Raw genomic sequence first — 13,043 nt, forward strand, 5'->3', positions numbered from 1 at the left:
TTACTCTACTCCCTGGCGGATCACGCTTGTGGCGATATTCTTCAATTCGTTACTGTTCAGCACTCTTTTTATTTTGTCTGCATAATTAGGGTCGGTTGCATAACCAGCTTGCTGTAAAGAGTCTAAAAATTTATGCGGCTTTGCCGTATTGTTTAATGCATCTTGATAGCGCGGGTTCTGTGTTAAAAAATCCACAAAATCATTCACGCTATCTTTTATCGAGTCATACGCTCTAAAGCTTGCTTGCTTTTTAACTGCAGCACCTTGTTCAAATTCTAAAGTGACCTTACTGGCCTTTTCACCCTGCCAACTTTTATCTGACTTAATATTGAATAAATTGTTTGAGCTATTACCATCACCTTTACTAATAATATGTTTACCCCAGCCAGTTTCTAATGCCGCTTGTGCGACCATAACCGCCGGATTTAAACCAATTTTTTTAGCCGCTGTTTTTGCGGGTTCCCACACAGTGCTTACAAATTCCTCAGCATTTTCAAATGTGCTAGACGCTGTGTTTTGTTCGCTTTTTTCAGTTGAATCAACGAGCGACACTTTTTCAGTGCCCTTTTGGTTTTCTTGATGAGGTAAAGTACTACCCGCACGTTGGTCACTAAAGAAATCTGACGTGGTGCGAAGAACAGAGCCTGGCATAAAGTTTTTTCCATCTGGCGATAATTGTTGCACAATTAAATCAGCAAGACCCAAAGAGCCATTTGATGAAAGCTCTGTAGCCATTTGTTGGTCGTGCATTTCTTCAAAAAACTTAACGCCACTAGCATTAAACGGGCTTTCTTTATCTTCAAAAGCCTCATTGGCTTTACGCATACTTTTAAGCAGCATTTGGGTGAATATAGCTTCAAATTGTGCCGCCGCTTTTTTTAACGCCGCTTTAGATGCATCGGTTGATGCGTCACCGCTGTTTAAAGCATCTCGACGTAGAGAGTCTAAGTTGCCTAAATCAAAAAAGTTTTGCTTATCTAGATGATTTGTTTCCATCAGCTTTTTGACACAATAATTAATAATATCTAGATAATGCAATAATTAAGCCAGCGAGACTTTCAGAGGTGGGAATAAGCAGGAAGAAAAAATAAAAACACCGCAATAAAATATTAAACGGTGTTTTTAAAAGATTAAATTACAACAAGCTGACCATTAATTGCACCGGCTTCTTTAAGTGCTTCAAGAATAGCCATTAAATCACCAGGAGCAGCGCCTACCTCATTGATTGCACGAACTAAGTCATCAAGACTCACACCAGGGTTAAATACAAAAGCGCGTGAGTCATCCTGATCAACATCAATAATACTTTGCTGAGTAACCACGGTTTCACCCTCTGCTAAAGGATTTGGCTGCGCCACATTTTGTTGCTCAGCAATCGTTACTGTTAAACCACCGTGGGTAATTGCCGCAGGTTGTAATTTTACATTTTTACCTATAACAATGGTGCCGGTACGCGAGTTAACAATTATTTTTGCTGAAGTATCTGCTGGCTTAAACTCTAAGTTTTCAAGAGTTGATAAATACGATACACGTTGCGAGGCATCACGAGGTGCAATAACGCGAATAGAAGCTGCATCGAGTGCTTGAGCGCTATTTGGACCAATTAAATCATTAATGGTTTTCTCTAAACGTTTAGCAGTAGTAAAGTCGGGACGGTTTAAATTAAAGGTAATATAGTCGTTTTGCATAAATGGGCTTTTAACAGCACGTTCAACGGTTGCACCATTTGGTACACGTCCTACCGTTGGCGTATTAATCACAACGCGACTACCATCAAGGCCTTCAGCGCCTAAGCCACCTACAATTAAACTGCCTTGAGCGATGGCGTAAACATTACCATCAACCCCTTTTAAGAATGTTTGTAGTAATGTGCCACCGCGCAAACTGCCTGCACTGCCAATCGATGATACGGTTATATCTATGGTTTGCCCTGGCTTTCTAAATGGGGGGAGTTCAGCATGAACAGCAACCGCTGCAACATTTTTAATTTTTGGCTTTAAACTAGAAGGTAACGTAATACCAAAACTATTAAGCATGCCTTTAAAGCTTTGCTCGGTAAAACGGCTTTGCTCACCGGTGCCTGGTAAACCAACAACTAAGCCATAGCCCACTAATTGGTTTGAGCGCACCCCTTCGACCATAGACACATCTTTAATTCGCTCAGCACTGGCAGTAAATTGCCAGCCTAGTAGCACCATAAAACAAAAAACTTTAAAACCATTCATGTCGAATGTCCTCTAAAAGGGAAACAATGAGCTACTAAAGAAACGCGTTAACCAACCCGGGCTTTGTGCCTCTTGTGTTTGGCCCTTACCTGAGTACTGAATACGCGCATTCGCAATTCGATTAGACTCAACGGTATTATCGGCATTGACATCTTGTGGACGCACTAACCCTTCTAAGCGAATAAATTCTTCACCGGTGTTTAACGTTAGCCATTTTTCACCGCGAATCACTAAATTACCATTTGGTAGTACTCGCATTACGTTAACCGAAATATCGCCAACTAAGCTATTTGATTGATTTGATTTTGAGTCACCTTTAAATGAGGAGTCACTGCCAATACCAAATTGAATGCTATCGCCGCCAATATTTACCGGTAAACCACCTAAGCCAATCACAGGGTCGAGGCTGGCATCGGTTTCTTTATCCGTTTCTGTTTTAGCTGCTTTAGTCGCTTGGGTTGACTCTTGTAATTTAACAGTAATGATATCGCCTGTTCGCAGTGCTTTTTTATCGGCATAAAGATCATTCGATAATTGAGTACTGAACAATGAGCCGGTTGCGACTACTGGCTCCATATTAGGCTCTGGATACATAGGTGCATAATAGGGATCGTCTTGTACTACCTCATTATTTTGTGTAGCTACACAACCACTTAATAGTAAAGTCCCTACTGTAAATAACATAATATTACGCATACAATCCCCCAAAACTATAACTGTTGATTGATATAACTCATCATTTCATCAACGGCTGAGATCACTTTTGAGTTCATCTCATAAACGCGCTGCGTTTCAATCAAATTAACTAACTCTTCGGTCACATTTACATTTGATGTTTCAAGTGAACCTTGAATAATCGTACCTAAACCTTCAACACCCGGATTACCTTGAACAGGCGCACCACTTACAGCGGTTTCGGTATATAAGTTTTGACCTATAGGTTCAAGGCCCGACGGGTTAATAAAATCACTAATCGTGATCTGACCAATAACCACGTTTTCGGCCTGACCTTTAACGCGAACTGACACTTCACCGTCTTGAGATACGGTGATCGACTGTGCATCGTCAGGTACATTCATTTCAGGCTGAACAACATAACCAGCACCCGAGGTTACAACACGCCCGTCGCCGTCGGTAGTAAACTGGCCGTTACGCGAATAAGCAATATTGCCATCTGGTTGCAGTACTTCAAAAAAGCCAGGGCCTGAAATCATCCAATCTAATGAATTTTCAGTGGTGAGCATATTACCTTGCGAAAAGTTTTTTTGGTTAGCCACCACCTTAGTACCCGCGCCAAGCATTAAGCCTGAGGGCATTTCGGTGTCTTGCGATGAGCGACCGCCTGGTTGATTAATATTTTGGTAAAGCAAGTCTTCAAAAATAGCGCGGCTTTTTTTGTAACCCACTGTACTGGCGTTCGCTAAGTTATTTGATATAACCGATATATCAGTTTGTTGAGCGTCAAGCCCTGTTTTACTTATCCATAATGCTGGATTCATAATAATGTCCTCACGTTAAAGTTAAACGATGCGCATCAGCTGCTCTTGACGTTCGTCAATCTCTTCAGCTGTTTTCATCAGTTTTACTTGTAATTCAAATTGGCGTTGGTGACTGATCATATCGACCATTTCATGCACAGGGTTTACATTCGACTTTTCTAATGTGCCACCTAATACTTGTACATTGGCTGATGTTTCAACTATTTGGCCTGGTTTAGCTCTAAATAAGCCATCATTACCTTTCTCGAGCGTGGCGTTGTTTGCATCAACCACTTTTAGCCGATCAACTTCTTCTAAAAAGTTAGCTGGTGCACCTTGAGGGCGAACTTGAATAGTGCCATCTTTGCTAAATTCGATTTTTTCAATCGGTACAGGTAATATGACTGGCCCACCTTCGCCAATAACTTGACGACCGTCGCTGGTAGTTAACATACCTTCAGCCGTTATATTTAACGAACCCACTTTTGTATAGGCTTCATTACCAGAGGCATCCTGAACACTCAGCCATGCATTATCGCTCATGGCAATATCAAGGCTGCGACCTGTTTCGACAACACCGCCCGATGTCATGTTTGATCCTGGGCGCTCTTGCATAGCAAAAACACGAGTCGGCAAACCTTCACCGAAAGCCTGCATTGAGCGCGCTTGCGCAAAATCAGATTTAAACCCAGTGGTGTTTGCATTTGCCAAATTATTGGCTTTAAGAGCAAGCCCTTGCATGCTTTGTTTAGCGCCAGATGCGGCTATGTAGACCATTTTATCCATAACATCGACTCATTAAGAAATCTATATATGAGTAAATGCAATATAAGTGCCAAATTAAATTAAAGCATGAATAAGATTTTAAGAGAGGAATAAAAAAGGCTGCATTAAGCAGCCTTTTTAAATCAAAATATTGTCTTGTCCTGAAATGTGTTTACACATTTAGGACTTATTTTATGAAAACCACTAAAACTAAAGACGTTAAGCGTACTCAACGAGATTATACATTAGGCTTTAAATTATCCATTGTTGAGCAAGTAGAAAAAGGCGACTTCACATATAAACAGGCGCAAAGTCATTACGGTATTCAAGGTCGTAGCACCGTTCTGGTATGGCTGCGAAAACATGGTAAATTAGATTGGTCTAAACCAACTTATATAGCCAACATGCCTAAATCAAAAGAAACCCCAGCACAAAAAATTAAACGTTTAGAGCGCGAGGTAGAGGAGTTACGCCTAAAGGATTTAATCAAAGATGAAATGATTAATATTATGGATGAAGAATATGGAGCGGGTTTGCGAAAAAAGTACATATCCGAGCTATCACGCGCGCAAAAGAAAACCAGCAAGTAAAGCTTACTCCTTTATGCCGTGCATATGGCATAACGCGACAAGGTTACTATCAAGCTATGCGCAGAATAGATTCTCGGAATAAAGCGTTGAAGCCAGTCAAAGAGTTAGTGATGTATTGGCGGCAATTCATGCCTCGTATTGGTGGGAAGAAACTTTATCTGATGATAAAGCCAGAGCTGCAAGAGCGTGACATTAAACTAGGCCGAGATTGTTTTTTTGACTATTTGAGAGAGCATGACTTGCTTGTAAAACCAAAGAAAAATTACACTAAAACAACAAATAGTAATCATTGGATGCACAAGCATCCCAATTTACTAAAAGAATACAAACCTACTGCGGCCGAGGAAGTCTTCGTTAGTGACATTACATACGTAAAGTCATCGCAAGGCGTGCATTACCTGTCGTTAGTCACTGATGCTTATAGTCGAAAAATAATGGGTTATGAGCTCAGTGATGAAATGAAGGCAACTGATGTAGTCAAAGCGTTAGAGATGACGATTAAGCAGCGGGTGTATAAACGTGATGCTATTCATCATTCAGATAGAGGTTTACAATATTGCTCTGAAGTATATCAAGGTATGCTATTAAAGGAGGGAATTAGGCCATCTATGACCGATGGATATGACTGTTATCAAAACGCATTAGCTGAGCGTATTAACGGGATATTAAAACAAGAGTTTCTACTGTATAAATGTCGTAATATGGCAGAGTTAAAAGAGCTCGTTGAAGAATCGATATTTATATACAATGAAATGCGACCGCACTTAAGTTTGAATATGAAAACACCAAATCAAGTGCATAAAAAAGACCTGGCGCTTTCGCACCAAGTCTTTCATTAAAACCGTCAACCTATTTCAGGACGGGACATATGGTTATCGGATCTGTAAAATATTTTGTTGCAGCGTTGAATTCACTTCAAGCGCACGAGAGTTTGCTTGGAAGTTACGCTGCGCACTAATCAAATCAACCAGCTCTGTGGTTAAGTTTGTATTTGATTGCTCGAGCGCTGAAGAATTAATTTTGCCTAAAGTCCCTGTTCCCGGCTCACCCGCAATCGGCTCACCTGAGGTTAAACTTTTTTTCCATGAAGTATCACCCACCTGTTGTAAACCTTGTGAGTTTGCAAACCTAACCATGGCTACTTGACCTAAATATGAAGTGTCACCATTGCTGTACGACGCAACAACTTTACCATCAGTACCAATATCAATACCCGCTAAGCGACCCACTGTAGCACCGTCTTGTTCAAGCGCCTTTACTTCAAATCTATTAGCATATTGAGTAGGAATTTTACCTGTAGTACCAGCCTCATCACGCCACTGAATTGCAATGTCATTAAACTGTGCACCGTTACTCAATAACCCTGAAAAGTTAGCTGTATTTAAATTTACATCATCAAAGGTACTTCCTGTAATAGGTGCGCCATTGGTTGTTTCTGGCGTACCGCTTGCGTTAAATCCAAACGTACTAAGTGGGCTTGGAGTTGCCGTTGCAGCACCGGTAGCATCAAATGGTTTTTGATCCAATGTACCATGCACTTGCCATTCGTTTGGTGCAGTTTTAACAAAATAAAACTGCATTACATGCGGCTCACCTAGTGAGTCGTAAACTGTGGTTGAAGTCGAAGAGTTATAAGTAGTGCCATCTGTTGCATCAAATGGCACAGCTATAACATCGTCACGCGAATCAACATTGAACGACGTATAAACGTTTGAAGTAGAGCGCGGAGACCCTGATGAATCAGGTATTTGCAGTGCAGAAGATGTGCTTAAACTAACCGAAGTAGTACTGCCTGTAACTTCATTCACCGGAAAACTCTGTAAGAAGTTTCCTTTAGCATCAACTACAAAGTTATCTTTATTAAGCTTAAACGCACCTGCGCGAGTATAACTAAAATCTAAAGAGCCTAAATCATTACTTGTTGCAAAGTAACCTTCACCCGTGATCGCTAAATCCAGTGAGTTATTAGTAAACTGCAGTGACCCTTGATGAAACTGCTGGGCAACCATGGTCGTTTGCACACCATCACCATTTTTCGTTTTACCGGCGCTAAATACTGATGATGCGTATACATCAGCAAACTCGGCGCGAGACTCTTTAAAACCAGTGGTGTTTACGTTGGCAATGTTATTGGCGGTAACATCCAAATCTTTTTGTGCGGCAGCAAGGCCTGTTAATGCAATATTGAAGCTCATAATTAACCTCTAACCTAAAAGTATTTAGCCTGATGGCTAAAAAATACATAAAATCTATTACGCGATTTCTGCGACATCAGTCAGCCTAACCGCACCTTCTTTTGTATTAATAATAATGCCGCTTGAGCCATTAATATTAACACTTTCAATATTTTTGAATGTAGCTAATGGGAGGCTTGAAAATTCCCCATTTGTACTACCCTCTGCTTTAATATTGTATTCACCAGGAGGTAGTCGTTCACCCGCTTCATTTTTACCATCCCATGCAAAACGGATAGCTCCTGCAGGCTGAGTACCTAAATCTATAGTTTTAACCAACTGCCCGGATGCATCTTCAATGCGGATCATTAAACTATCGACTGGCTTTTCAGCTACAACAGAACCTCTTGATTCACCCGACTCATTAAGCTCCAGTGTATCCGACTCCAACAAAGCTTGTTTGCCTACCAGTGTTGATGCTTGCAACGCCGAATTTGATGTCATCGACGCGGCTAAAGACTCAAAGTTAGAGTTTAAATTTGAGATCCCTTCAGCCATGGTAAAGTTTGTCATTTGTGCAATCATCTGATCGTTATCAGCTGGTTTGCTGGGGTCTTGATATGACAACTGCTGTGTTAACAACGAAAAGAAATCTTCTTGGGTTAACGCATCACTGTCTTCTTTTTGTGGCACTTGCGTATCTTGCCACCTTAAAGAGTCCATGTAGGATGAAGAAGTACTAATATCGTTACTCATGAGCTACCCTCAGTTACCGCTGACCTAACAGCAGTGTTTTACTTAACATTTGCTTAGCTGCATCAGCAACTTGAACATTTGTCTGATAAGAGCGAGATGCAGAAATCATATTTGCCATCTCCTCAACAACATTCACGTTGGGTTTATAAATATAACCATTTTCATCCGCACTCGGGTGGTTTGGGTTATATTCAATTTGCAGTGGTTTATCACTCTCAACCACTCCTAACACTTTCACACCAACGGCAGAGCCCTGTGGGTTGCTTGCTGACGCTGACGCTTTTGTTAGCTCCGCAGCAAATACAGGTTGTCGCGCTCGGTACGTTTCATTTTGTGAAGAGCTAATTGTATTGGCATTAGAGATATTACTTGCGGTGGTATTTAATCGCACGTTTTGCGCGCTCATACCTGAACCTGCAATATCAAACACATTATATAAACTCATAATTAGGCTCCTTGACTACCGAGGGCTTTTTTCAGGCCTTTAAATTTACCATTTAGAAACTGGACACTGGCCTGATACTCCATAGCATTCTGTGTATACAAGTTCCGTTCCACTTGTATATCAACAGAGTTACCATCACCTGTATCTGTTTGATTTGGCGTACGAAATAATTCATTCCCACCTACACTACGGGTACCACCGGCAATGTGTTTTTCGTTGGTTCTTACCATCGTATTGCCGCTTAGTTGGTTAGACTTTGCCGTTTTTAATGCTGAGGCAAAGTCGATATCTTTTGCTTTATAGCCGGGCGTATCAGCATTTGCGATATTAGTAGCGAGCATTTCTGCTCTTTGCGAACGGATCAACATCGCATGCGGATGCACGCCTAATGCTTTATCAAAACTGATAGCCATAACTACCTCCAAAAAATTGACTTAGTATCAATAAAGCAATAAGTAAGCCAGCAATGAAAGTAGTGATGAGAAAAACAAAAAACGACGCTACAGCGCCGTTTTGAAGAGGAGGTATATCTTAATAGTCGTCATTTCTTTTGGTAAATAATACCGGGGTTACAACGCACCATATCAAATTCGGTACTCAAACCAGACATAGATTCCGACGCACCTAAAAATAAATACCCCTTAGGGTTAAGTGCTTGAGAAAATTGCGCAATTATTTTAGCTTTCACCTCAGGTGAAAAATAAATTAAAACATTACGGCAAAATATAATATCGAACTTACCCATCAAGGCGTACGAGTCGAGCAAATTTAAATGCCTAAAGCTCACTTGCTTTTTCAATGAGTCAACCACTTGTGCCATACCATTGCCGCTGTCTTTAAAAAATTTCTTACGACGATCAGCAGATAGCCCGCGAGCCAGTGCCAATGCATCATATTCAGCGTTTTTACACATATCTAGCATGGTATTTGATATATCAGTACCCACTATTTGTGCACCCATTTTTAAAACACCAGGGCTACTTGATTGAAACTCAGCCACTGACATAGCAATTGAATAAGGTTCTTGCCCTGAAGAGCTCGCAGCAGACCATATTTTTAATGGTCTATTTAACGCTTTAAACTCAGGGAATAATCTGGTTTTGAGTAACTCAAATGGATATTGATCTCTAAACCACAATGTTTCATTGGTTGTCATGGCATCAACAACAGCAGCGCGCAATTGACGCTCATGTACGCCAAGTGTTTTGCTAACCAGTTCAGATAACGACTCAACATTAAATCGGGACATTAATGGCGCCAAGCGACTTTTAACCAAATACTGCTTATTTTCACCTAAAACAATACCGCACTGTTGTTCTAAAAATAAGCGAAATTGATCGTATTCTGTTTGCTGCAAATCTTTATTAGTCAAATCAATAACACCTATGTTTATTAATCACAATGAACCCACTTATTAACGGCTGTAGCAAGCTCGTCTGGATTAAATTTTGCAATAAAATCGTCAGCCCCTACTTTCTCAATCATTGCTTGGTTGAACACACCGCTTAATGAAGTATGTAAAATCACATGCAGTGGAGCAAGTTTGGGGTCAGCTTTAATTTCTGCAGTGAGTGTATAGCCATCCATTTCTGGCATTTCTACATCAGAAATAAGTAACCCTACTCGCTCTGTAATATCGTTCACACAATCAAGCTCTGCAATTTCTTTTAGTCTTATTAAAGCTTCCTTACCATTTTTAGCAAGTTCAGTAGTTACGCCTAAAGGTTCTAACGCTCGTTTAACCTGATTTCGCGCAACCGCTGAATCATCGGCTATAAATACTATACGCTCACCCAAATCTTTTTGCATACTACCTTGAGCCTGAGCCGCAACATCTGCGCTAACCTCTGTATTTACTGGACAAATTTCGTTTAAAATTTGCTCAACATCGAGAATCTCAACTAACTCATTTTCGATTTCAGTCACGGCTGTTAAATAAGAATAACGGCCCGCACCGGATGGTGGAGGCAGTATTTTTTCCCAGTTCATGTTAACAATCCGCTCAACGCCACCAACTAAGAATCCTTGAACTGAACGGTTATATTCAGCAATGATAATAAAACCTTCTTCTATATTTTTTATAGGACGGCCACCTACAGCCATAGATAAGTCAATTACCGAAATAGTTTGGCCACGGATATGTGCAACACCGCGAATATAAGCATTAGCCTTTGGCATACTAGTAAGAGGCGGGCATTGTAATACCTCTCTTACTTTAAACACATTAATGCCGAAGCGCTGACGCCCGTTAAGCTTAAATAACAATAATTCTAAGCGGTTTTGCCCAACCAACTGAGTACGTTGGTTTACTGAGTCTAAAATACCGGCCATTTAAATCTCCTAAGAAAACAAATATAAGGAACGATAATTGCTTTCAATTAATAAAGCGTCATAACACAACGGGGGCGTCTAAATTCTGACGCAAAATATTTATACCCTGTTTGCAACCATAAGCATAGTCGAAACATTATGAGTTTGTTAAAAAAATCAGAAGATACAGTGTTTTTTATTTTCTTGCTAGCCTCTGCTTCACTTTGCCACTAAAGGCTCAAGTATTTAGTAAAGAATCACTTCAAGAAATGGCTGTATCTTATGTTGCACAAAAAGCAGTGACTACAAATGATAACAAAATACAGTTTAGCGCATTACCGTTAGATAGCCGCATACCTGATCGCCATTGTAACTCTGAGCCAGAGCTAGTAACGCCAAGTGAGCCCCCTTTTAATCGTCAAGTCACCATTCAAATAAAATGTAACGATAGTGATAACTGGGCACAATACGTACATGTCAGAATCACTGAATCAGCACCCGTTGTAGTGGCAACGACTAATTTAGCACGAGGTGAAGTGATTACTCCATCCCATTTAAGTATTGATATGCGCCCTGCGCACTTTATACGCGTTCAGTATCTTGATGATCCTGCACAACTTATTGGTAGCCGCAGCAAACGTAATATTCGTGAAGGTATGCCAGTACTACTCAATCAAATTTGTATGGTTTGCAAAGGCGACTCTGTTAACATATTTGCCAATATTAAAGGGTTAAGAGTAAAAACCACGGGTGTTGCATTAGAAGATGGAACCTTAGGTGAACAAGTACGAGTAGAAAACAAAAAAACAGGTAAAGTTTTAAATGCACGGGTAGATGGTGTAGAGTCTGTGCAGGTAAATATTTAATGTAATTTATGCTAAAGTATCTTTAGCAAATGCCGATATATAGGCATCAGTTGGGTAATAAATGGGTTTTTATCATGGTCGGTCAAGTAAACAAATCAAATCAACAGCCTGGTGTTTTAACAAACACTCAACAGCAAAAAGTTGATTTAAAAAGAGATAATGCAAATACGCAGGCTGCGCAAACGCCTTCGCCAAAAGCTGCAAGCGATTCGGTGAGCCTAACACCGCAAGCCAAGCAATTAAAATCTTTACAAGAAAAAGCAGAGCAGTCTTCTGGTTTTGACAGTAACAAAGTTGCTGAACTTAAAAAAGCCATTACCGAAGGCAAGTATCAAATAGACAGTGAGAAACTTGCCAAAAATTTAGCAGACTTCGAGTTTAATGTTTATGGCTGATCATAATAGTTTAATTACGATTAAACTAAACGAACAAGTAAATTGTTTAACAACCTTGAGTGAGCTTCTTACTCAAGAACTTAATGCTATTGCCTCACGTAGAGGCGAAGGTTTGAAAGAAATTGCCCAACAGAAAATGTCTTTTTTAACCAGCATAAGCACCCTAGATAAAGAACTTAGTAACCTGATTGCCAGTAATGATCAGCAAACAGATGAAAACAATGACTTAATAAAGCTGACCAGAACTAAGCTTGAGCAATGTCAAAAACAAAATGAAGTTAATGCTCATGCAGCTCATCAGGCACAGTTAAGTGTAAAGCAGCTGAAAGGTATTTTAATTGGTGCACCTTCATCAATGACCTACGACCAAGCTGGTAGCGTCGTAAATACCGATAACAGCATTGTGCGTAACCTAAAAGCCTAAAAAAATACCCATAAAAAACGCCTAAACGATAATTCGTTTAGGCGTTTTTTATGGGTAATAATTTGTCGCTTAGTAATAAGTGACCTTTTTCACTTCCCGTGGTTTTATCTCACCTATGTACAAGTCGTGAACGCGTTTCATATTAAGTTCAAGCTCAGTTATATACATATCATTAACGGCATATGTTTTTATAATTTGTGCGCCTTTAATAATACCTTGTACTTTGCTTTGTAAATAATCATCTTGGGCAACCGAGCCTGCGACCGTTGTACCTGCGGTAATTTTTTGCCCGTATACTTGCTCTGTTAGTTCGCGATAAGCCTCGAGCTTTGAGGCCTTAATCGCCATAAGCTGTTTTTGCGTGTCACTACTTCCCGACTGCAAACTAATGGGCGCATAGCCAACCGCTTTTAATACTGGGTAATTATTTGGCTCAACATATTTATACTCAACGTGTTTATCAAATATATTACTACAACCGCTTAAAGTTAAGCAGCCTAATGTGATCATTAATGGCATTACTCGCATCATACTGGGCCTTTAAAAACTAATTAAACTCAGTTATGCATGTTTAGTGCCAGTGATATGCCTTTAAATAGATAACAAAAAATAGTG

Annotated in this window: 16 protein-coding genes; 4 read left to right on the top strand and 12 right to left on the bottom strand. The window is 40.1% G+C overall.

Annotated elements, in window-relative coordinates; translation table 11 throughout:
- The 5 genes from flgJ to AB8618_RS11720 form a co-directional block, all read right to left on the bottom strand.
- Positions 1 to 996, bottom strand: a complete 996-nt coding sequence (gene flgJ, locus AB8618_RS11700; RefSeq protein WP_413400638.1) for a flagellar assembly peptidoglycan hydrolase FlgJ — start codon at positions 994 to 996, stop codon at positions 1 to 3.
- A 134-nt stretch (positions 997 to 1,130) separates the two neighbouring features.
- Positions 1,131 to 2,225, bottom strand: coding sequence for a flagellar basal body P-ring protein FlgI (locus AB8618_RS11705; RefSeq protein WP_138605272.1), 1,095 nt, complete (start codon positions 2,223 to 2,225; stop codon positions 1,131 to 1,133).
- A 12-nt stretch (positions 2,226 to 2,237) separates the two neighbouring features.
- Positions 2,238 to 2,921, bottom strand: a complete 684-nt coding sequence (gene flgH / locus AB8618_RS11710; RefSeq protein WP_010387881.1) for a flagellar basal body L-ring protein FlgH — start codon at positions 2,919 to 2,921, stop codon at positions 2,238 to 2,240.
- 14 nt (positions 2,922 to 2,935) lie between these two features.
- A complete protein-coding gene (flgG, locus tag AB8618_RS11715; RefSeq protein ID WP_010387879.1) occupies positions 2,936 to 3,724 on the bottom strand; it encodes a flagellar basal-body rod protein FlgG in 789 nt (262 codons plus the stop codon).
- Positions 3,725 to 3,745: 21 nt separating this feature from the next.
- A complete protein-coding gene (locus tag AB8618_RS11720) occupies positions 3,746 to 4,489 on the bottom strand; it encodes a flagellar basal body rod protein FlgF (RefSeq protein ID WP_013465590.1) in 744 nt (247 codons plus the stop codon).
- Between the two features lie 173 nt (positions 4,490 to 4,662).
- Between AB8618_RS11720 and AB8618_RS11725 the strand changes: the two genes are divergently transcribed.
- Positions 4,663 to 5,897, top strand: a protein-coding gene (locus AB8618_RS11725; protein ID WP_409423192.1) for an IS3 family transposase whose coding sequence is annotated in 2 segments (ribosomal slippage) — positions 4,663 to 5,014 and positions 5,014 to 5,897 — 1,236 coding nt in all. Because the reading frame shifts where the segments join, the coding sequence is not laid out codon by codon here.
- Between the two features lie 33 nt (positions 5,898 to 5,930).
- On the opposite strand, the gene flgE is transcribed toward AB8618_RS11725, so the two are convergent.
- From flgE to AB8618_RS11755, 6 genes are all read right to left on the bottom strand, one after another.
- The gene (gene flgE, locus AB8618_RS11730) at positions 5,931 to 7,253 is read right to left on the bottom strand and encodes a flagellar hook protein FlgE (protein ID WP_409423670.1); all 1,323 of its coding nucleotides are present in this window, start codon (positions 7,251 to 7,253) and stop codon (positions 5,931 to 5,933) included.
- A 57-nt stretch (positions 7,254 to 7,310) separates the two neighbouring features.
- Complete coding sequence (locus AB8618_RS11735) at positions 7,311 to 7,988, bottom strand: flagellar hook assembly protein FlgD (RefSeq protein ID WP_413400639.1); 678 nt, start codon at positions 7,986 to 7,988, stop codon at positions 7,311 to 7,313.
- A gap of 13 nt (positions 7,989 to 8,001) precedes the next feature.
- Positions 8,002 to 8,433: a flagellar basal body rod protein FlgC gene (gene flgC, locus AB8618_RS11740; protein ID WP_008113068.1), complete on the bottom strand. Its 432-nt coding sequence runs from the start codon at positions 8,431 to 8,433 to the stop codon at positions 8,002 to 8,004.
- Positions 8,434 to 8,435: 2 nt separating this feature from the next.
- Positions 8,436 to 8,846: a flagellar basal body rod protein FlgB gene (gene flgB, locus AB8618_RS11745; protein WP_010387869.1), complete on the bottom strand. Its 411-nt coding sequence runs from the start codon at positions 8,844 to 8,846 to the stop codon at positions 8,436 to 8,438.
- A 128-nt stretch (positions 8,847 to 8,974) separates the two neighbouring features.
- Positions 8,975 to 9,805 carry a CheR family methyltransferase gene (locus tag AB8618_RS11750; protein ID WP_138605268.1) on the bottom strand — a complete coding sequence of 277 codons (831 nt, stop codon included), beginning with the start codon at positions 9,803 to 9,805 and terminating at the stop codon, positions 8,975 to 8,977.
- 20 nt (positions 9,806 to 9,825) lie between these two features.
- Complete coding sequence (locus AB8618_RS11755) at positions 9,826 to 10,764, bottom strand: chemotaxis protein CheV (protein WP_138605267.1); 939 nt, start codon at positions 10,762 to 10,764, stop codon at positions 9,826 to 9,828.
- Positions 10,765 to 11,012: 248 nt separating this feature from the next.
- Here AB8618_RS11755 and flgA point away from each other — a divergent pair, with 248 nt between their 5' ends.
- From flgA to flgN, 3 genes are all read left to right on the top strand, one after another.
- Positions 11,013 to 11,609 carry a flagellar basal body P-ring formation chaperone FlgA gene (gene flgA, locus AB8618_RS11760; RefSeq protein ID WP_418157305.1) on the top strand — a complete coding sequence of 199 codons (597 nt, stop codon included), beginning with the start codon at positions 11,013 to 11,015 and terminating at the stop codon, positions 11,607 to 11,609.
- 74 nt (positions 11,610 to 11,683) lie between these two features.
- On the top strand, positions 11,684 to 12,004 hold the full coding sequence (gene flgM / locus AB8618_RS11765; protein ID WP_010387860.1) for a flagellar biosynthesis anti-sigma factor FlgM: 321 nt from the start codon (positions 11,684 to 11,686) through the stop codon (positions 12,002 to 12,004).
- A complete protein-coding gene (gene flgN / locus AB8618_RS11770; RefSeq protein WP_413400640.1) occupies positions 11,997 to 12,428 on the top strand; it encodes a flagellar export chaperone FlgN in 432 nt (143 codons plus the stop codon). Before flgM ends, flgN begins: the two co-directional genes overlap by 8 nt.
- 69 nt (positions 12,429 to 12,497) lie before the next feature.
- On the opposite strand, the gene AB8618_RS11775 is transcribed toward flgN, so the two are convergent.
- Positions 12,498 to 12,956, bottom strand: coding sequence for an LPP20 family lipoprotein (locus AB8618_RS11775; protein ID WP_198523817.1), 459 nt, complete (start codon positions 12,954 to 12,956; stop codon positions 12,498 to 12,500).
- Positions 12,957 to 13,043 lie beyond the last annotated feature (87 nt).

The organism is Pseudoalteromonas sp. RW-H-Ap-1, from assembly GCF_048318575.1.
In the GTDB taxonomy this organism is placed as follows: Bacteria; Pseudomonadota; Gammaproteobacteria; order Enterobacterales; family Alteromonadaceae; genus Pseudoalteromonas.

Coding starts and splice junctions, on each gene's coding strand:
- flgB (WP_010387869.1), bottom strand. CDS start 8,846: ATGGCTATCAGTTTTGATAAAGCATTAGGCGTGCATCCGCATGCGATG.
- AB8618_RS11775 (WP_198523817.1), bottom strand. CDS start 12,956: ATGCGAGTAATGCCATTAATGATCACATTAGGCTGCTTAACTTTAAGC.
- AB8618_RS11720 (WP_013465590.1), bottom strand. CDS start 4,489: ATGGATAAAATGGTCTACATAGCCGCATCTGGCGCTAAACAAAGCATG.
- flgJ (WP_413400638.1), bottom strand. CDS start 996: ATGGAAACAAATCATCTAGATAAGCAAAACTTTTTTGATTTAGGCAAC.
- flgM (WP_010387860.1), top strand. CDS start 11,684: ATGGTCGGTCAAGTAAACAAATCAAATCAACAGCCTGGTGTTTTAACA.
- flgH (WP_010387881.1), bottom strand. CDS start 2,921: ATGCGTAATATTATGTTATTTACAGTAGGGACTTTACTATTAAGTGGT.
- flgG (WP_010387879.1), bottom strand. CDS start 3,724: ATGAATCCAGCATTATGGATAAGTAAAACAGGGCTTGACGCTCAACAA.
- flgE (WP_409423670.1), bottom strand. CDS start 7,253: ATGAGCTTCAATATTGCATTAACAGGCCTTGCTGCCGCACAAAAAGAT.
- AB8618_RS11755 (WP_138605267.1), bottom strand. CDS start 10,764: ATGGCCGGTATTTTAGACTCAGTAAACCAACGTACTCAGTTGGTTGGG.
- AB8618_RS11735 (WP_413400639.1), bottom strand. CDS start 7,988: ATGAGTAACGATATTAGTACTTCTTCATCCTACATGGACTCTTTAAGG.
- flgN (WP_413400640.1), top strand. CDS start 11,997: ATGGCTGATCATAATAGTTTAATTACGATTAAACTAAACGAACAAGTA.
- flgC (WP_008113068.1), bottom strand. CDS start 8,433: ATGAGTTTATATAATGTGTTTGATATTGCAGGTTCAGGTATGAGCGCG.
- flgA (WP_418157305.1), top strand. CDS start 11,013: ATGGCTGTATCTTATGTTGCACAAAAAGCAGTGACTACAAATGATAAC.
- AB8618_RS11705 (WP_138605272.1), bottom strand. CDS start 2,225: ATGAATGGTTTTAAAGTTTTTTGTTTTATGGTGCTACTAGGCTGGCAA.